This window comes from Bradyrhizobium sp. ISRA436, assembly GCF_029910015.1.
Classification (GTDB): Bacteria; Pseudomonadota; Alphaproteobacteria; order Rhizobiales; family Xanthobacteraceae; genus Bradyrhizobium.
This window is the reverse complement of sequence record NZ_CP094519.1, coordinates 790,670-807,613: the sequence shown is the minus strand read 5'-3', so window position 1 is coordinate 807,613 and position 16,944 is coordinate 790,670. Positions and strand designations below refer to the sequence as shown.

19 protein-coding genes are annotated in these 16,944 nt (G+C 67.2%); 11 read left to right on the top strand and 8 right to left on the bottom strand.

What is annotated here, in order from left to right; all coding sequences use genetic code 11:
- Positions 1–2: 2 nt before the first annotated feature.
- On the top strand, positions 3–734 hold the full coding sequence (locus tag MTX23_RS03780; protein WP_280975300.1) for a precorrin-2 C(20)-methyltransferase: 732 nt from the start codon (positions 3–5) through the stop codon (positions 732–734).
- Positions 731–1,465 (top strand): precorrin-3B C(17)-methyltransferase, encoded by a 735-nt coding sequence (gene cobJ / locus MTX23_RS03775; RefSeq protein ID WP_280975299.1) that lies wholly within the window; start codon positions 731–733, stop codon positions 1,463–1,465. Before MTX23_RS03780 ends, cobJ begins: the two co-directional genes overlap by 4 nt.
- Here cobJ and MTX23_RS03770 read toward each other — a convergent pair.
- The gene (locus MTX23_RS03770; protein ID WP_280975298.1) at positions 1,441–2,190 is read right to left on the bottom strand and encodes a cobalt-precorrin-6A reductase; all 750 of its coding nucleotides are present in this window, start codon (positions 2,188–2,190) and stop codon (positions 1,441–1,443) included. The genes cobJ and MTX23_RS03770 overlap by 25 nt on opposite strands.
- On the opposite strand from MTX23_RS03770, the gene cbiE reads away from it, so the two are divergent.
- Genes cbiE through cobF form a run of 6 tightly spaced genes read left to right on the top strand, consistent with a single transcriptional unit; the run spans position 2,189 to position 7,318 of the window.
- Positions 2,189–3,382, top strand: a complete 1,194-nt coding sequence (gene cbiE / locus MTX23_RS03765) for a precorrin-6y C5,15-methyltransferase (decarboxylating) subunit CbiE (protein WP_280975297.1) — start codon at positions 2,189–2,191, stop codon at positions 3,380–3,382. The two genes, MTX23_RS03770 and cbiE, sit on opposite strands and share 2 nt — an antisense overlap.
- Positions 3,379–3,747, top strand: a complete 369-nt coding sequence (locus tag MTX23_RS03760) for a cobalamin biosynthesis protein (RefSeq protein WP_280975296.1) — start codon at positions 3,379–3,381, stop codon at positions 3,745–3,747. The genes cbiE and MTX23_RS03760 overlap by 4 nt, the downstream gene beginning before the upstream one ends.
- Positions 3,744–4,526 carry a precorrin-4 C(11)-methyltransferase gene (gene cobM, locus MTX23_RS03755; protein ID WP_280975295.1) on the top strand — a complete coding sequence of 261 codons (783 nt, stop codon included), beginning with the start codon at positions 3,744–3,746 and terminating at the stop codon, positions 4,524–4,526. Before MTX23_RS03760 ends, cobM begins: the two co-directional genes overlap by 4 nt.
- Positions 4,526–5,836 (top strand): cobyrinate a,c-diamide synthase, encoded by a 1,311-nt coding sequence (locus MTX23_RS03750; protein WP_280975294.1) that lies wholly within the window; start codon positions 4,526–4,528, stop codon positions 5,834–5,836. Before cobM ends, MTX23_RS03750 begins: the two co-directional genes overlap by 1 nt.
- Entirely contained in the window at positions 5,833–6,561 is a 729-nt protein-coding gene (gene cobA, locus MTX23_RS03745; RefSeq protein ID WP_280975293.1) for a uroporphyrinogen-III C-methyltransferase, read from the top strand. The genes MTX23_RS03750 and cobA overlap by 4 nt, the downstream gene beginning before the upstream one ends.
- 7 nt (positions 6,562–6,568) lie before the next feature.
- A complete protein-coding gene (gene cobF / locus MTX23_RS03740) occupies positions 6,569–7,318 on the top strand; it encodes a precorrin-6A synthase (deacetylating) (RefSeq protein ID WP_280975292.1) in 750 nt (249 codons plus the stop codon).
- 35 nt (positions 7,319–7,353) lie between these two features.
- Here the strand turns inward: cobF and MTX23_RS03735 are convergent, their stop codons facing one another.
- The 3 genes from MTX23_RS03735 to MTX23_RS03725 form a co-directional block, all read right to left on the bottom strand.
- Entirely contained in the window at positions 7,354–8,283 is a 930-nt protein-coding gene (locus MTX23_RS03735) for a GTP-binding protein (RefSeq protein ID WP_280975291.1), read from the bottom strand.
- A gap of 2 nt (positions 8,284–8,285) precedes the next feature.
- Positions 8,286–9,779, bottom strand: a complete 1,494-nt coding sequence (locus MTX23_RS03730; protein ID WP_280975290.1) for an amidohydrolase family protein — start codon at positions 9,777–9,779, stop codon at positions 8,286–8,288.
- A 213-nt stretch (positions 9,780–9,992) separates the two neighbouring features.
- Positions 9,993–11,849, bottom strand: coding sequence for an ABC transporter ATP-binding protein/permease (locus MTX23_RS03725; RefSeq protein WP_280975289.1), 1,857 nt, complete (start codon positions 11,847–11,849; stop codon positions 9,993–9,995).
- Positions 11,850–12,043: 194 nt separating this feature from the next.
- Between MTX23_RS03725 and rpmE the strand changes: the two genes are divergently transcribed.
- A complete protein-coding gene (gene rpmE, locus MTX23_RS03720; protein ID WP_280975288.1) occupies positions 12,044–12,271 on the top strand; it encodes a 50S ribosomal protein L31 in 228 nt (75 codons plus the stop codon).
- 86 nt (positions 12,272–12,357) lie between these two features.
- Here rpmE and MTX23_RS03715 read toward each other — a convergent pair whose 3' ends face one another.
- Positions 12,358–12,984 carry a LysE family translocator gene (locus tag MTX23_RS03715; protein WP_280975287.1) on the bottom strand — a complete coding sequence of 209 codons (627 nt, stop codon included), beginning with the start codon at positions 12,982–12,984 and terminating at the stop codon, positions 12,358–12,360.
- A gap of 7 nt (positions 12,985–12,991) precedes the next feature.
- Positions 12,992–13,618 (bottom strand): FMN-binding negative transcriptional regulator, encoded by a 627-nt coding sequence (locus tag MTX23_RS03710; protein ID WP_280975286.1) that lies wholly within the window; start codon positions 13,616–13,618, stop codon positions 12,992–12,994.
- 87 nt (positions 13,619–13,705) lie between these two features.
- Between MTX23_RS03710 and MTX23_RS03705 the strand changes: the two genes are divergently transcribed.
- Positions 13,706–15,229, top strand: a complete 1,524-nt coding sequence (locus MTX23_RS03705) for a PLP-dependent aminotransferase family protein (RefSeq protein ID WP_280975285.1) — start codon at positions 13,706–13,708, stop codon at positions 15,227–15,229.
- 2 nt (positions 15,230–15,231) lie between these two features.
- Here MTX23_RS03705 and MTX23_RS03700 read toward each other — a convergent pair whose 3' ends face one another.
- Entirely contained in the window at positions 15,232–15,744 is a 513-nt protein-coding gene (locus tag MTX23_RS03700) for a DUF1465 family protein (RefSeq protein ID WP_280975284.1), read from the bottom strand.
- A 420-nt stretch (positions 15,745–16,164) separates the two neighbouring features.
- The gene (locus tag MTX23_RS03695) at positions 16,165–16,359 is read right to left on the bottom strand and encodes a DUF1192 domain-containing protein (RefSeq protein WP_280975283.1); all 195 of its coding nucleotides are present in this window, start codon (positions 16,357–16,359) and stop codon (positions 16,165–16,167) included.
- A gap of 303 nt (positions 16,360–16,662) precedes the next feature.
- On the opposite strand from MTX23_RS03695, the gene MTX23_RS03690 reads away from it, so the two are divergent.
- Positions 16,663–16,908 (top strand): hypothetical protein, encoded by a 246-nt coding sequence (locus tag MTX23_RS03690; RefSeq protein WP_280975282.1) that lies wholly within the window; start codon positions 16,663–16,665, stop codon positions 16,906–16,908.
- Positions 16,909–16,944 lie beyond the last annotated feature (36 nt).

Sequence of the window (16,944 nt, the reverse complement as noted above, 5' to 3'; positions counted from 1 at the left end):
CGATGGGGCGCATCATCTGCTGCGGCCTTGGGCCAGGCGATCCGGACCTGATGAGCGTACGCGCCGACCGCACAGTGCGCGCGGCGAGGCATGTCGCCTATTTCCGCAAAAAGGGCCATCCCGGCCAGGCCCGCCGCATCGTCGAAGGGCTGCTCGCTAGGGATGTCTGCGAGTACCCGATGGAATATCCGGTCACCACGGAGATCGCGTTCGACAGCCCGGACTATGCCCGCCTGCTCGGATCCTTCTATGACGAATGGACGGAGCGCCTTGCGCGGCTGGCGCGCGCGGTCGACATCGTCGTGCTCTGCGAAGGCGATCCCTATTTCTACGGTTCGTTCATGCACCTGCATTCGCGCTTGCAGAGCCGCGTCGAAATCGAGGTGATCGCCGGCATTCCCGGAATGGCGGGCTGCTGGAATGCCGTCGGCCAGCCGATCGCGCTCGGCGACGACGTCACGACCGTCCTGATGGGCACGCTGCCGGAAGCGGAGCTCGAGCAGCGGATGCGCAATTCCGACGCGCTGGTCATCATGAAGACCGGACGCAATCTGACCAAGGTTCGCCGCGCGCTAGCGTCCGCCGGCCGCCTTAATGAGGCATGGCTGGTCGAACGCGGCACCATGCCGGATCAGCGCGTCGCGCGACTCGTGGATGTCGACGCGGCCGACTGCCCATATTTTGCGATCGTACTGGTGCACGGGCAGGGCCGCCGCGGGGGATCAGCGGAATGACCGGGACCTTGACCATCGCGGGACTGGGACCGGGCGACGAGGCCCTGATCACGCCGGAAGTCTCCGCGGCGCTTGCGGCTGCGACTGACATCGTTGGCTATGCGCCCTATGTCGCGCGCGTGCGCCCGCGCGACGGGCTGACACTGCATCCGTCCGACAACCGCGTGGAGTTGCAGCGCGCCGGCGAAGCGCTGCGACTCGCGTCCGAAGGGCGCCATGTCGTCGTGGTGTCGTCGGGCGATCCCGGTATCTTTGCGATGGCGTCCGCCGTGTTCGAGGCACTCGAGGCGGCCCCGCAATGGCGCGACCTGCCCATTCGGGTTCTGCCCGGCGTGACGGCGATGCTGGCGGCGGCGGCGGGCGCGGGCGCACCGCTTGGCCATGACTTTTGCGCGATCAATCTCTCCGACAATCTGAAGCCGTGGCCGATGATCGAGAAACGCCTGCGGCTCGCCGCGGAAGCCGATTTCGCGATCGCGATGTACAATCCACGCTCGGCGAGCCGGCCCGAGGGCTTCGGCCGCGCGCTCGAGATTTTGCGAGAAGCCGGTTGCGGCGAGCGCATCGTGGTGTTCGCGCGGGCGGTGAGCACGCCCGATCAGCGGATCGAGACGGTCAGGCTGCATGAGGCGAGGCCCGAGATGGCCGACATGCGGACGCTGGTGATCGTCGGCAATTCAGCGACGCGCCGCGTCGGCCGCTGGGTCTATGCGCCGAGGCATGCGCGATGACCGAGCCATTCCATGACCTCAGCGACACTTTCCACCCGCGGTCTGTCGGGCAGTTGCGGCCGCGCGAGCATGATCACGGGAAGGCCGAGCGCGCGGGCGGCATCGATCTTGGCACGCGCGCCCCCTCCGCCGGAATTGCGGGCGACGATCCATTCGATCGCGCGCGAGCGCATCGTCTCCAGTTCACCGTCGAGCGTGAACGGGCCGCGCGACACGATGACGTCGGCATCGGGCAGTGGCAGCGCGCCCTTGGGAGGATCGACGAACCGCAACGTATAGGCGTGCTGCGGCCTCTCACTGAAAGGCGAGATATGCTGACGGCCGATGGCGAGGAACACGCGGGCGCGGCGCTCGGGCAAGGCCGCGACGGCGGAGGTGATGTCCGCGACCTCGGTCCAGTTGTCGCCGGCGGCCCTGACCCAAGGCGCGCGCTCGAGCGCGAGCAGCGGCATGCCGGTCTCCGCACACGCGGTCACTGCATTCCGACTGATCTCGGCCGCGAAGGGATGGGTCGCGTCGATCACATGGGTAATGCCCTCGCGGCGAAGATAGTCCGCGAGACCTGTGACGCCGCCGAAGCCGCCGATCCGGGTCGGCAGCTTCTGGCCAGCAGGCGCGCGGGTGCGGCCGCCATAGGAGTAGATCGCCTCGAGCCCTGCTTGCGCGATTTTCTCGGCGAGCAGATTGGCGTCGGCCGTTCCGCCCAGAATCAGGGCGCGCATCATGGGTAATCCCTGGTTGACCATCATCGGCATCGGCGAAGATGGCCTTGCCGGCCTCTCCGAAGCAAGTCGAAAGGCACTCCGCGACGCCGAGACGGTGTTCGGCGGCGAACGGCATCTTGCTCTGGCCGGGATCACCGAGCGCGGCCGTGTGTGGCCCGTCCCGTTCGATGCGAAGGTCGTGCTGAGCTGCCGCGGCCGTCCGACCGCGGTGCTCGCCTCGTGCGATCCGTTCTGGCATGGCGTGGGCGGCAGCCTGACGGAGAAGCTCGAGGCCGGCGAATGGATCGCCTACTCCGCACCATCGACGTTCTCGCTTGCGGCGGCGCGTCTGGGCTGGCGCCTCGAGAACGTCGTCTGCCTTGGTCTTCACGCCGCGCCGTTCGAACGGCTGTTGCCGCATCTGGCGCGCGGCGCACGGATCATCTGCCTGGTGCGCGACGGCAGGGCGGCGGGCGATCTCGCGCGCTGGCTCTCGGAACGTGCTTGGGGATCTTCGACGATGTGGGCGCTTTCGGCGCTGGGTGGTCCGCGCGAACGCATCACGCAACATCGCGCGGACCGCTACGCCGCCGATCCGGACGAGAGCCTGGTCGCGATTGCGCTGGAGGCAGCGGGATCCCAGGGGATCGCGCGCAGCTCGGGTCTTCCGGATACACTCTTCGTGCATGATGGGGTGCATGATGGGCAGCTCACCAAGCGGCCGATCCGCGCGCTTGCGCTGTCGGCACTTGCACCACGGTCCGGCGAGAGATTGTGGGACATCGGCGCGGGCTCCGGTTCGATCTCGATCGAATGGGCTTTCTGCGGCGGGACGGCGATCGCCATTGAGGCACGCGGCGATCGCGCTGCGAACATCCGCAGCAACGCCGAAAGCTTTGGATTGACGCACCGGATCACCGTGATCGAGGGAGCGGCGCCTGAGATCCTGCCGAGCCTCGCGACGCCGGACGCCGTCTTCCTCGGCGGCGGCCTCGATGCCGCGATGTTCGATGCGGTCTGGTCGCGCATCGCGCCGGGAACCCGGCTGGTTGCGCATGCCGTGACCCTGGAGACGCAGGCCCTGCTCGCCGACCTGCATCAGCGCCATGGCGGCGAGTTGATGCGGGTCGAGATCGCTCATGCAGATCCGCTCGGCAAGTATCGCTCCTGGAAGGCCGCCCGGCCGATCGTACAATGGAGCGCGGTCAAATGAAGGTCGCAGGACTCGGATTCAGGCGCGATACCACGCTCGCCTCGCTGCGCGAAGCACTCCGCGCGGCCGGCGGCTTCGAAGGCCTTGCGGCCGTCGCGACGGTGAGTGACAAGGCCGACGCGCCCGTGCTGAAGTCGCTGGCGCACGAACTGGGTCTACCGATCAGGAGTATTCCCGCAGGCATGTTGGCCGAGATCGTCACCGTGACACAGTCCGACTTCATCAAGGAAAAGTTCGGCACGGGATCCGTCGCCGAAGCTGCGGCGGTCGCCGCCGCGGGGCGCGGGGCGCGCCTGATTGCGGCGCGGACCGTTTCACAGGACCGGATGGCGACCGCGGCGATCGCGGAAGGAGACGGCAAATGACGGTGCATTTCATCGGAGCAGGACCCGGCGCTGCCGATTTGCTGACCTTGCGCGGGCGCGATCTCATCGCCTCCTGTCCGGTCTGCCTCTATGCCGGCTCGCTGGTGCCCGAAGGCGTCCTGGCGCATTGCCCGCCGAATGCGCGCATCGTCAACACCGCGCCGCTGTCGCTCGACGCGATCATCGCGGAGATCGCTGCCGCGCGCGCGGACGGCAAGGATGTCGCGCGGCTGCATTCCGGCGATCTCTCGATCTGGTCGGCGATGGGCGAGCAATTACGCCGCCTGCGCGCGCTGCAGATTCCCTATACGATCACGCCCGGCGTGCCCGCCTTCTCCGCCGCGGCGGCCGCGCTCGAGACGGAGCTCACGCTGCCCGGCCTTGCGCAATCCGTGGTGTTGACGCGCACGCCTGGCAGGGCCAGCGCGATGCCGGAGGGTGAAACGCTCGCGGCCTTTGCCGCGACCGGCGCGGTGCTCGCCATCCATCTCTCGATCCATCTGCTCGACAAACTTATCGCCGAGCTCACGCCGCACTATGGTGCGGACTGCCCGGTGGCGATCGTCTGGCGCGCGAGCTGGCCGGATCAACGTATTGTGCGCGCAACGCTCGGCACGCTCGATGCCGCCGTCGGTCCGAAGCTTGAGCGGACCGCGCTCATCCTGGTCGGCAGAACGCTGGGCGCGGAAGAGTTCGCCGAGAGCCGGCTCTACGCCGCCGATTATGACCGCCGCTACCGGCCTCTGGGTCCGGCGCCGCGCTTTCCCGAGGCATCGTGATGGCTGCGGGGCTTGTCATCTCGGCGCCCGCATCCAGCGTCGGCAAAACGACGCTGACGCTGGCGCTGGCCCGCGCCTATCGAAATTGCGGACTCAAGGTGCAATGCCTCAAGAGCGGACCCGACTATATTGATCCCGCCTTTCATGCGGTCGCCACCGGACGTGTCTCGGTCAACGTCGACAGCTGGGCCATGGCGAGCGATGCGATCCGGCATCTGGCGAGCCGTGGCGCGGATGCGGATCTCGTCCTAGCCGAAGGCTCCATGGGCCTGTTCGACGGCGTCGCGATGCGTGGTGCCTCCGGCACCGGCGCCACCGCCGATATCGCCGAGATGACGGGTTGGCCGGTATTGCTGGTGCTCGATCCGACCGGCCAGGCGCAGACGGCGGCCGCGGTCGCCGCTGGCCTCCGCGGCTTCCGTGCCGGCGTGACGCTTGCCGGCGTCGTGCTCAACCGCGTCGCGAGCCCGCGCCACGAAGACCTGGTGCGCCATGCCATGGCGGGCGCCGGCATTTCCGTGTTCGGTGCGCTGCCCCGCCACGCCGAGATCACCCTGCCGAAGCGGCATCTGGGCCTGGTGCAGGCCGAGGAGCAAACGGAGGTGGATGGCTTGATCGCGGAGGCCGCGCGCTTCGTCGCCGAGCATGTCGATCTGGATGCCGTGCTGCAGTCGGCCCGCGCCTGGTCGCCGCAACCAGCCGTCCACGGATTCGCGATCAATCCGCCCGGACAGCGCATCGCCTTGGCGCGCGACGCCGCATTCTCGTTCATCTATCCGCACATGCTGGAAGCCTGGCGCAACGCCGGCGCCGAGATCACTATGTTCTCGCCGCTGGCCGACGAAGGCCCCGATGCGAGCGCCGATGTGTGCTGTTTGCCGGGCGGCTATCCCGAACTGCACGCCGGCAGAATCGCGGCCAACACGCGATTTCTCGCAAGCCTGCGGGCCTTTGCCGAGACGCGGCCCGTGCATGGCGAATGCGGAGGCTATATGGTGCTGGGCAGTGCCTTGACCGATGCCGACGGCGTACGCCACGCGATGGCGGGCCTGCTCGGCCTGGAGACCAGTTATGCCAAGCGTCGCATGCATCTGGGCTACCGGCTCGCCGAGCTTGCCGAACCGACGCCGGGGCATCGCCCGGGCACGCGCCTGCGCGGCCACGAATTCCACTACTCCACGATCATCTCGCAGCCCGACACGCCCCTGGCGGTGGTCCGCGATGCGACCGGCACGATCGTTGCGGAAACCGGCTCGCGGCGCGGTCATGCGACCGGGACATTCTTCCATCTGATAGCGGAGGACCGGTGAGCGGCTTCGTCTCCTTTGTTTCGGCCGGCCCCGGCGACCCCGAGCTTCTGACGGTGAAGGGTGCCGCGCGTCTGCGCGACGCCGACGTCGTACTTTATGACGACCTCGCGTCGGGCGCGATCCTCGACCTTGCGCGGTCCGGCGCCAACCTTGTCGCGGTCGGCAAGCGCGCCGGCCGTCGATCGACCAATCAGCAGCATCTCAACCGGCTGCTGATCGATTACGCCGCCACCGGCGCCCGCGTGGTGCGCCTGAAATCGGGAGATGCGGGAATCTTTGGCCGGCTCGAAGAAGAGATCGAGGCGCTGCGCGCGGCAGGCATCGGTTACGAGATCGTTCCCGGCGTCACCTCCGCCTGCGTCGCGGCCGCGCAGGCCGGCATTCCGTTGACGCGACGTCATACCTCGCGCCGGGTCCAGTTCGTGACCGGGGCCGATGTCACCGGCGAGCTGCCGGCGAACCTGAACTTGATGGCGCTGGCCGACCCGGAGGCGACGACCGTTGTCTACATGGGGCGACGCACGTTCCCGGCCCTGGCCAAGAAGCTGATCGCGCGCGGCCTCTCGCCCGATACGCCCGCGCTGTTTGGCGAATCGCTGGGCCGTGCCGACCAGCAGCTTGCCCGCACCACGATCGCAGAACTCGCCGAGCAGCTCACAAATGCGGGCCCAGCGACTGCGGCAACGGTCATTCTGTTCGGTCCGCTGGCCGGCGATCACGCGTGATGCGGTCATGTTGAAGCTTTCCCTGATCGGCATCGGTTGCGGCGATCCCGCCCAGCTCACACGCGCGGCGATCGGCGCCATCAACGCCGCCGATCTGATCCTGATCCCGCGCAAGGGCAGCGCGAAATCCGACCTTGCCGAGTTGCGCCGGACCATTTGCGCCGAGGTGCTGACCAATGACCGGACGCGCATTGCGGAGTTCGACCTGCCGGTGCGCGACGCCGGCGAGGAGGACTACCGCAAAGGCGTGGACGATTGGCACGATGCGGTCGCGGCAGCGTGGTCGCGGGAAATCGCTGACCATCTCGGACGCAAGGGGCGCGTTGCCCTGCTGATCTGGGGCGATCCGTCGTTATACGATTCCAGTCTGCGGATCGCGCAACGGCTCGATCCGCTGCCCAAGATCGACGTTGTGCCGGGCATCACATCGATCCAGGCGCTGTGCGCGGCGCATGCGCTGCCGCTCAACGAGATCGGCGAGCCGTTCCTAGTCACGACCGGGCGGCGGCTGCGCGACGGCGGCTGGCCCTCCGGCGTGGATACTGTCGTTGTGATGCTCGATGGCGGCGCGGCCTTCCAGACGCTGGATCCTGCAGGAATGCAGATCTGGTGGGGCGCCTATCTCGGCATGCCCGATCAGATCACCATCGCAGGTAAGCTCGCCGAAGTGGGCTCTCGCATCGTCGCCGCGCGACGCGCGGCACGCGAGCGACATGGCTGGATCATGGACAGCTACATCCTTAAGCGGCGCTCGTGATCCAACGATTGATGCACCGATCCGCCCGCCTGACGTCAGCCGGGCTCGACGCACCCTTCCATGATCGCGTCGATCTCGGCGCGCGACAGAACGCCCATCTCGGCGATGAACACAATTCGTGTGCGCGGCACGCCCGGCGCCGGCGCCTCGCCCGCCGCCAGCGTGGCGCGTCCGCCGGCAAGCTGAAACACCATCAAGCGTCCGGGCTGCTCCACCGTCTCGAACAATCCCTTCGCCCGCGCGAGCTTTGGCGCCAGCCGGCTGATGGCCTGCTGCAATCGCGGCAACCGCACCGGCCGTTCCGACATCCAGCTCAACGTCTCGAACCGATCAACCACGGGCCGGCGCGGTTCCGCCTCGCGCGGCGGCGGCGGGCGATCGACATCCGCAGGGAACAGCAGCGCCGCGGGCACTTCGCCATTGATAGCATCGACCACCACCGCTGCGGGACGTAGCGCCCGGACCGCATCGCGAATCTGCGCACGCTGCTCCGCGCTCGCCAGATCGACCTTGCTCAGCGCCACCACGTCGGCCGCGCGCAGTTGCGATCGCAGCAGCGCGTCGTCGAGCTTGGCCGCGGGCTGCGTCGCGTCCACCACGCACAGCACGGTTTCCAGCGGCGCCTCCCGCCAGATCACCGGGTCCATCAGATTGCGCACGACGTCGGAAGGATCAGCCACGCCGCTGGTTTCGATCACGATGAACTCGGGGCGCGGATCTCGCCGCAACAGCGTGGCGAGCGTGCGAATGAGATCACCTTCCAGCGAGCAACAGATGCAGCCATTGCTCAGGCTCACCACGCCGTCGCTGGCGCCGGCGACCAGCTCGGCGTCGATGTTGATCGCGCCGAAATCGTTGACCACGGCAGCGATCCGCCGGCCCTCGGCATGCGCCAGCAGATGGTTCACGACCGTGGTCTTGCCCGCCCCCAGAAAGCCCGCAACCAGCAGGATCGGGACCGGCACGATCAGCTCTCGGCAGTGACGGGCCGGCGCACCGGCCGGCCGGGCCGCGCCGTCACATCGAGAACGCCGTCGGAGATCAACGGCTGGCCGCTGACCACCAGGTGGCGCACGCCTTCGGCCGGGCGGTTCATCGCAGTGAAGGTCGCGCGATCGCTTAAGCTCTCATAGTCGAACACCACGATATCGGCATCCGCGCCCACCTGCAGCCTGCCCTTCGCCCGCATCGCCGGCGTGCTGGCGGCCAGGATCTCCGCCGGGATCAGCGCGCATTTGCGGATGCCTTCGAGCAGCGACACCGCCCGCCGCTCGCGCACCCACTCGCGGATGAAGCGCGTGAAGCAGCCCGCCGATCGCGGATGCGACGTTGCATCATCCGGCAACGGCCAGGCATCGCCGGTGTAGACCTTGCCGTTCGACAACGTCCATGGCATCGCGTCGGACGCGATTGCGCCGCCGGGATACAGCACCGAGATGTCCAGGAGGTCGCGGTGGTGCGGATTGTTCTCGATGTCGAGCACATGCCACAGCACCAGCGTGGAGGGTTCTTCGGCCTGCGCCGCCAGCAGCTCCTCGCGGCTGCCGAAGCGGTGGCCGTCGGTCACCCGCTGCACCGAATCGTAGCCGAGGCCGTTGCGTTCCTCGAACTGGGGATCGCTGAAGAAGGTCGCCGCCAGCACGGTCGAGCCGGTGCCGTAGGGATAGGCCTCCACCGTAATCGGCAAGCCTTGCGCCTGCGCCTTCGCGATCAGCGCCGCGCAGCGCTCGACGTCCGTCTTGCTGGATGAGTTGAAGTGGCAGATGTGCATATGCGCGCCGGTGGCGCCGGCATAGCCGATCAGCCGGATATAGGCCTCGGCCGCGCTTTCCGGGTCGATGCGGGACATGTAGGCGACATGGGTGAAGGTCGGCACGCCATGCGTCGCCGCCAGTTGGCACACCGCCGTCAGCTCCTGCACACCGGCGCCCGGGGCATAGGCGTTGAGAATGCCGATCCCGATGCCGCCCTCGTTCAGCCCGTTGCCGAGGCGGTCGAGAATACCGGCCACCTCAGTCTCGCTCGCCACGTTCTCTATCCAACGGCGGTCGCGCATGGCGCTGCCGAACGACTCCAGCGAGCTTTCCTCATTGGAGCCGGTCATCGCCCCGATGCGCGCGAAGGCCCAGTTGGCGGCAGCGCCATAGTTCAGCACCCGTCCTTTCTCGGCCTGGCGGCGGTACCAGGACGCGACGGGCAGCACGCCGGCCTCGAGGTCGAGCGTCGTGGTCACCCCGTCGAACGCCTGCATGCGATCGGCCGGAATGGTCTGACCATGCGCGTGCAGATCGATGAAGCCGGGAGCGACAACAAGTCCGCTCGCGTCGATCTGCCGCTCAGCGCTGCCCAGCCCGGTCCCGACCGCGGCGATCCGGCCGTCCAGCACCGCCACGTCGCCGACGGCGTCCATCCCGCTGGCCGGATCCACCACCCGGCCGCCGCTGATCACCAAACCGCCCATATCTCCACTCCCCGCCTTGTCCGAAACCGCGGTCCCCAGGCCGGCCGCTTTGCTAAAGGCTTACGACCGGTCCCATGCCGGGCCAAGACACAAAAATGCATCGCATCTATCGCGACATCCGCGTCGGGATCGTCATGACATGGTGTAAGGCAATCGCCCTTCACGCGAACGCAGGCAGCGCCAGGCCGCGTGTCCTGCAGCGACAGCGCGTGTTCAGATCCCCTCGAACTGCAGCCGCGCCAGCCGCGCGTAGAGGCCGTTGGCCGCGACCAGCTCGGCATGCGTGCCCTGCTCGACGATCTTGCCCTGGTCCATCACCAGGATGCGGTCGCAGGACAGGACGGTGGCGAGACGATGCGCGATGACCAGCGTGGTGCGATGACGCATCAACTCCTCGAGCGCGGTCTGCACCAGCGTCTCGCTTTCGGCATCGAGCGCCGAGGTCGCCTCGTCGAGCAGGAGCAGCGGCGCATCGCGCAGGATCGCGCGCGCGATCGCGATGCGCTGGCGCTGCCCGCCAGAGAGCGTCACGCCGCGCTCGCCGAGCTGGGCCTCGAAGCCGCCGGGCAAGCGGCGCAGGAATTCGCTGGCATGCGCGAGATCGGCGGCGCGCTCGACCTCGGCATCGGTGGCATCAGGACGGCCGAAACGGATGTTCTCGCGCGCGCTGGCGGCGAACACGACGGACTCCTGCGGCACCAGCGCGATGCGCGCGCGCACACCGGTCGGATCCGCCTCGCGGATCGGCACGCCGTCGAGCGAGATCGCGCCCGACTTCGGATCGTAGAAGCGCAGCAGGAGATGGAACAATGTGCTCTTGCCGGCGCCGGAGGGACCGACAATCGCAACCTTCTCGCCCGAGCGCACCGACAGCGACACGCCGTCGACCGCGAGCACCTTGGGCCGGGTCGGATAGGCGAAGCTGACCTGGTCGAAGCCGACATCGCCGCACGGCGGCTGCGGCAGTGCACGCGGCGCGGCGGGAGCGGTGATCGCCGGCCTGACGCGCAGGATCTCGAACAACCGCTCGGCAGCGCCTGATGCGGCCGAAATCTCGCCCCAGACCTCGCTGAGCTGGCCGAGGCCGGTTGCGGCGAACGCGGCGTAAAGGATGAATTGCCCGAGCCGGCCCGGGCTGATCGTGCCGACCAGCACGTCGTGCGAGCCGACCCAGAGGATCACGACGACGCTCGTGAACACGATGAAGATGATGATGAGCGTCAGCACCGCGCGCGCCTTGGTCGAGCTGCGCGCCGCCTCATAGGCCTGCTCGACCTCGCGGCTGAAGCGCGTCCTGGCGAACCGCTCGCTGGTATAGGCCTGCACGGTGCGGATCGCGGCGACGAGCTCGGACGCATAGGCGCTGGCGTCGGCCAGCGTGTCCTGGGCATTGCGCGACAGCCGACGGACCCAGCGCCCGAACGCGACCAGCGGCAGCACGATGATCGGGATCGCCAGCAGCACGAAGCCGGAGAGCCGCGGGCTCGTGATCACCATCATGCTGGCCGCACCGATGAACAGCATCAGGTTGCGCAGCGCGATCGAGACGGAGGCACCGACCGCGGACTTGATCTGCGTGGTGTCAGCGGTGAGCCGCGACACCAGTTCGCCCGAGCGAGCGGAATCGAAGAACGATGGCGACAGCGAAATCAGATGCGCGAATACGTCGCGCCTGAGATCGGCGACGATGCGCTCGCCGATCGTCATGACGAGGTAGTAACGCGAGGCGCTGGCACAGGCCAGCACCGCAACGACCGCGATCATCACGCTGAAATAGCTGTTGATCATCGCGATGCCTTCCGGCGTGAAGCCCAGATCGATCATCCGCCGGACCGCGACCGGCACGATCAGCGTCGTGATGGCCGCGACTGTCAGCGCGATGAAGGCGAGGACCGCACGCCCCTTGTAGCGGGCCACATAGGGCGCGAGCGCGAGCAAGGGCTTCAGGCGGGCGCGGCCCTTCGCCGGCTCCGTCAGTTGGCTCTCGATAAAGGCTTCCTCCTCGAGCAGCGCATCGCGCGGGGGCTGCGGGGCGCCGTGAGGGGTCTCAATCTGTTCGGCTACGCTCATGAATTCTGGACCGGTTTCTCTGCCCCCAGATAGGCCCGCCGACCCCCGGCTGGCAAATCCGGTAAAGTCCCAATGCGGTGATAGGCTTAGCCCGTTTCTTGGCTTGTTTTAGGGGGTCCCTTGCGTTATAGAGCCGCCCAAATCCCGTATCCGTGACATCTTGAGACGGGCGCCGGCGCGCCGAAGGAACTGCCATGAAAGCCGATATTCATCCGAATTATCATACGATTAAGGTCGTCATGACCGACGGCACCGAGTATCTGACCCGCTCGACCTGGGGCAAGGAAGGCGATACGCTGAACCTCGACATCGACCCCAAGTCGCACCCGGCCTGGACCGGCGGCACCCAGCAGATCATGGACCGCGGCGGCCGCGTGTCCCGATTCCAGAAGAAATTTTCGGGCTTCCTCAAGAAGGAATAAAGTCCGTATCGATCGCCCTCGCGGTCAGATGCAAACGCCCCCGTCGCGGGGGCGTTTTTGTTTTTGGCGGGGTTGACGCTTGGGGCCTAGCGGTCCTGGAAGGCGAGCCGTGCCCCGAGCCCGATCAGGATGCCGCCGCCGATCCGCTGCATGATCCGCCGGGACCGGTGCGAGCGTCGCAGCTTCGCCATCACGGCGCTGGCGAAGACCACGCAGACGATGTCGACCAGCGAGAATGTCAGATTGACGATGGTTCCGAGCGCAAGGAGTTGAGCCCAGACGGGCAGGCTTGCCGACGCGTCGACAAACTGCGGCAGGAACGCCAGGAAGAAGATCGCGGTCTTCGGATTCAGCACCTCGACGACGACGCTTTGCGCAAACGCGCGCTTCACGGTGAGCGGCGCAAGGTCGGGACGTGCTTGATGGTCGCGGTCGCGGAAGAGCGACAGCCCAAGCCAGACCAGATAGGCGGCGCCGACGAGCTTCATCGCCATGAACAGCGGCGGCACCGCGTGAAACAGGAAAGCAAGGCCGGCGGCCGCAGCGATCACGTGGACGTAGCCGCCGAGATGCAGGCCGAGCGAGGCCATCAGGCCCGCACGCCTTCCGCCCGCCAGCGCGCGGGCCGCGGCGTAGAGCATGGCCGGGCCCGGGATCAGCGCAAAGGTCGCGGTCGTGACTACGAATGCGAGGTACAATTCCATTGCAGGCATTCGCGCCTCAATCCATCGGGATCATCGCAGCGACCTCGCGATCGATCGGATTGTCGCTGACGCTGAGCCCGGCGACCACGCCCGCGCGATCCTCGAGCTTGCGGTTCTGGCTCATCTTCTTCTTGGCGTCGATCCGCGTGATCGGCATCCGGATGCCGATGATCCCGCGCAGTTGCGCCTTGACGAAATCGGCCGGCGCATCGCTGACCTGCCAGACTTCCGCGCGCGAGCTCTCATGCAAGCTTGTGAGCCGCGTCACGACGTCGAGCAGACGATCCGCATCCTCGAAGAACTCGGCCGGCCCATAGGCGTGGACGGCGACGTAGTTCCAGGTCGGCACCACCTTGCCGTGCTCGGCCTTGGTCACGTACCAGGACGGCGTCACATAGGCGTCGGGCCCGGTGAAGATCGCCATCGCCTCGCCAAGCGCCGGCGCCTGCCACTGCGGATTGGGCCGTGCGACGTGACCGTACAGGGTGCCGTGGTCGCCCTCGCGCTCGTCGAGGATCAGCGGCAGCGGCGTGCCCATCAGCCCGTCGGCGGTCGCGGTGACCAGCGTCGCGAGCCGCGACGCCCGCATCGTGGCGTGGATCGCGCCAAGCTCGTCGATCTTGAAATGTGGCGGCACGTACATGGGAAACCTCATCAGCTATCGGCTCGCACAATAGCCCCGGAGTGGTCTATGATAAGGACCATTTTCGATCATATTGACTGAACCACTATGCCGCGCCCGCGCGCCACCATCAGCATTCCCTCGCTCGGCGCGGTCGACCGCGCCGCGGGGCAGGTCGGACGCCAGATCGCCCAAGCGTTGCGCGCGGCCATCGCCAAGGGTGAACTGAAGGCGGGCGACTTGCTGCCCTCGACGCGCGCGCTCGCGGCCTCGCTTCGTGTCGCGCGCGGCACGGTCGTCGAGGCGTTCGAGCAGTTGCAGGCCGAAGGCTACCTGGAATCGCGCGTCGGCGCGGGCACCCGCGTCGCGGCGACGCTGGTCGACCCGCCTCGCCGGGTCCGCGCGCGGATCGCGCGTGATCCCAAACCTCCGCCGATCCAGTTGCCGCCGCGCGCGCGGCGGCTTGCCGAGGTTGCCACGGCCTTCACGCCGATGCCGGAGATACCTTTTGCGATCGCGGTTCCCGGAGGCAGCGTGGCGCCCGATGCCAATTGGCGGCGGCTCGGCAATCGGGTGCGGGCATCGCGCGCGGCGGCGCCGGCGAGCTATGGCGATCCGCGCGGCGTGATGGAGTTGCAGCACGCGATTGCCGACTATGTCCGGACATCGCGCGCCGTACATTGCGAAGCCGAGCAGGTCGTGATCACCGCCGGCACGCAGCAGGGCCTTTACCTCGCCGGCCGCGTGCTGCTGTCGCGCGGCGATCATGTCTGGGCCGAGGACCCCGCCTATCCCGGCATGACAGCCGTGCTCGACGATCTCGATCTCGTCACGACGCGCGTGCCGGTCGACGCGCAGGGCATTGATGTCGATGCCGGCCTCGCCGCGCGTCCCGAGGCGCGCGCCGCCTTCGTCACGCCGTCGCATCAGTATCCGCTGGGCATGCCGATGAGCATGGCGCGCCGCAACGCGCTGCTGGCATGGGCGCAACGCCAGGATGCCTGGATCGTCGAGGACGACTATGACAGCGAGTTGCGCTATGCCGGCCATCCCTTCCCGTCGCTGCAAGGGCTGGACCCGTCGCGCGTGATCTATCTGGGCACGCTGAGCAAGGTGCTGTTCCCCTCGCTGCGGCTCGGCTACGTCGTCGCGCCCGCGCCGCTGGTCGATGCCTTCGCCGGCGCGCGGGCGCTGCTCGACCGGCATTCGCCGACCGGCGACCAGCACGTGCTGGCAGCCTATATGCGGGAGGGCCTGTTCGAAGCGCATATCAGGCGCATCCGCGGGGTCTACGCCGCACGTCGCGCCACGCTGATCGCGGCGCTCGACCACTACATGCCGCGCGACGTCACGCTGCAGCCGAGCGATCAGGGAATGCATCTGCTGTTGTGGCTGCCGCAGGGCACTGACGATGTGCAACTGGCGAAGGCCGCGCTGGCCGACGGCATCGTCGTGCGGCCGATTTCACCGATGTACAGCGGCGCGCCACAGCCCGGCCTCATGCTCGGCTTCGGCGGATTCGCGCCGGAGGAGCTGGAGGCAGCCGCGATACGCCTGCGACGCGTGATGGATCAGCACGGATCGCAGCGGCGCACCCACCGCGCCGCGCGTCGTGACGATGCTTCGGGTTGATCTTACTGCTCGAACGCTGCCTTGAGGCGGTTGAGCTGCGGCACCAGCGGGTTGCCGATCGCGGAACGATCGAAGGCCGGCGCGTGGATCGTGGTGTCGAGACGGCGCACCCGCGCCTGCAGGTCCATCGAGCGTGCGATCAGGTCCTGCAATTGCTGCGGCAGCTTCGCGATCATGTCGGCCGGGCCGGGATCGGCGGCCGAGAGCTTGACCTTGGTCTTCTCGCGATTGGCCTGGGTCAACGTCATCTCGCCTTCCTTGACCGCGCGATGCAGCAACAGCCACGATGCGAGCTGCATCAGGCGGGTGGTGAGGCGCATGCTTTCGGTGGCATAGGTCAGGCTGACGGAACGCTCGAGCGCCTTGGCCTCGGCGCGGCCGTCGCCGTCGAGATAGGCGGCGGTCTGCTCGACCAGGTCCATGCCTTCCCGGAACAGCACGCCAAATGCTGCAGAATTGGTCAGCCGTTCACTGAACAGCACAAGCCCGGATTCGCCCTGCGAACGATCCGCCATGGTTAACGCCCTCACACCACCGTAACGTCCGCCGGCGTCTGTCGCGCCGGCTTTATGATGAACAAATCATTGCGCGGGCGCGGCGAAGAGTCCAGCCGCAACCGGATTTATGGTTTCCGGCCGGTGGGACGCACAAAAAAGAGCCGCCGTTTCCGGCGGCTTTTGAAGTTGATAACAGGGAGGCGTCAAACAGAGTGGACAGGAGCCACTCGGTGTCCAAACGAGGACGATGCAGTCATAATCGAGAAAGCTTAATCGATCGTAAATGAACGATTTTCTTCAGGCTTTGTTTGCCATGTCGGCCAGTGACCTAGTTTGAGACAGGCGCGCAGCAGCGCGCTGTCCGCAGGGGCGACAGTGCTCCGGGTTCCCGGGTGTACCCGGGACGATGGCGCGAGGCGCTACGACTTGAAGCGTGGCTTACGGCTTGAAGAAGAATGCGTTGGCGGCATCCTTCGATGCGCGCTTCTTCGTCATCGCCTCCTTCAGGCGTTCGACCTCGGTGTTGAGCAGCGCGATCCGCTCGGTCAATTCCTCGACCGACAACAGTGAGAGATCCTGTCCGATCTCGTGTGTGATTTTCTTCCGCGGCTGGTCGTCGTCCTCAATCGGCATGTGTCCTCCCGGCAGTCATGATCTTTGCTTGAGCATGATCTCTCTTCGGAAAGCTGCCTTCACTTTTCCGGATCATGCTCTGGATCCCGCCAATCTGGCGCTCGGCACCTGAAAGGATATTCTCGCGATGCAAGGAGGATTCTGCAGTGACTTTCGCCTGCGCGCAACGGCAGACGCGAATGCTCCGGCCCGACCGCAAGGAGTCTGACCGGACGGGATAGCGCGCGTCCACGCGCGAGGAATCAGCCGACCCAAGGCGGTACGTTTTCCACCAGCCGCAACCGCGGCATCTGCGCGGCCGTCGTGACGCGAACGGGCCTCAACCTGGTCGCGGTCTGCGCAACGCTGGCGTGGAGCATCGTGCCTCACCTCGCCGAACGCGTTCTGCGCGCGTTCGGCCGCGACGATGCCGTTCCGCGCTGGCCCAATGGCCCACTCGCGCCGCTGCTGGACGGGGACGCGGGCACCCCGGTCGCAAAGCTCGGCCCGCTTGTTGAAAAAATTACTCCCGAGAAGGCCAACCATCTTGTGACATGGTTCGGGGCTTGACGGCGTTCCACTCCGGCGGAAAAGGCGATATGCCAT

Coding starts and splice junctions, on each gene's coding strand:
- MTX23_RS03760 (WP_280975296.1), top strand. CDS start 3,379: ATGAAGGTCGCAGGACTCGGATTCAGGCGCGATACCACGCTCGCCTCG.
- cobF (WP_280975292.1), top strand. CDS start 6,569: ATGTTGAAGCTTTCCCTGATCGGCATCGGTTGCGGCGATCCCGCCCAG.
- MTX23_RS03780 (WP_280975300.1), top strand. CDS start 3: ATGGGGCGCATCATCTGCTGCGGCCTTGGGCCAGGCGATCCGGACCTG.
- MTX23_RS03725 (WP_280975289.1), bottom strand. CDS start 11,849: ATGAGCGTAGCCGAACAGATTGAGACCCCTCACGGCGCCCCGCAGCCC.
- MTX23_RS03750 (WP_280975294.1), top strand. CDS start 4,526: ATGGCTGCGGGGCTTGTCATCTCGGCGCCCGCATCCAGCGTCGGCAAA.
- MTX23_RS03710 (WP_280975286.1), bottom strand. CDS start 13,618: ATGTACGTGCCGCCACATTTCAAGATCGACGAGCTTGGCGCGATCCAC.
- cobJ (WP_280975299.1), top strand. CDS start 731: ATGACCGGGACCTTGACCATCGCGGGACTGGGACCGGGCGACGAGGCC.
- MTX23_RS03770 (WP_280975298.1), bottom strand. CDS start 2,190: ATGATGCGCGCCCTGATTCTGGGCGGAACGGCCGACGCCAATCTGCTC.
- MTX23_RS03730 (WP_280975290.1), bottom strand. CDS start 9,779: ATGGGCGGTTTGGTGATCAGCGGCGGCCGGGTGGTGGATCCGGCCAGC.
- cobM (WP_280975295.1), top strand. CDS start 3,744: ATGACGGTGCATTTCATCGGAGCAGGACCCGGCGCTGCCGATTTGCTG.
- MTX23_RS03715 (WP_280975287.1), bottom strand. CDS start 12,984: ATGCCTGCAATGGAATTGTACCTCGCATTCGTAGTCACGACCGCGACC.
- rpmE (WP_280975288.1), top strand. CDS start 12,044: ATGAAAGCCGATATTCATCCGAATTATCATACGATTAAGGTCGTCATG.
- cbiE (WP_280975297.1), top strand. CDS start 2,189: ATGGGTAATCCCTGGTTGACCATCATCGGCATCGGCGAAGATGGCCTT.
- MTX23_RS03705 (WP_280975285.1), top strand. CDS start 13,706: ATGCCGCGCCCGCGCGCCACCATCAGCATTCCCTCGCTCGGCGCGGTC.
- MTX23_RS03700 (WP_280975284.1), bottom strand. CDS start 15,744: ATGGCGGATCGTTCGCAGGGCGAATCCGGGCTTGTGCTGTTCAGTGAA.
- MTX23_RS03695 (WP_280975283.1), bottom strand. CDS start 16,359: ATGCCGATTGAGGACGACGACCAGCCGCGGAAGAAAATCACACACGAG.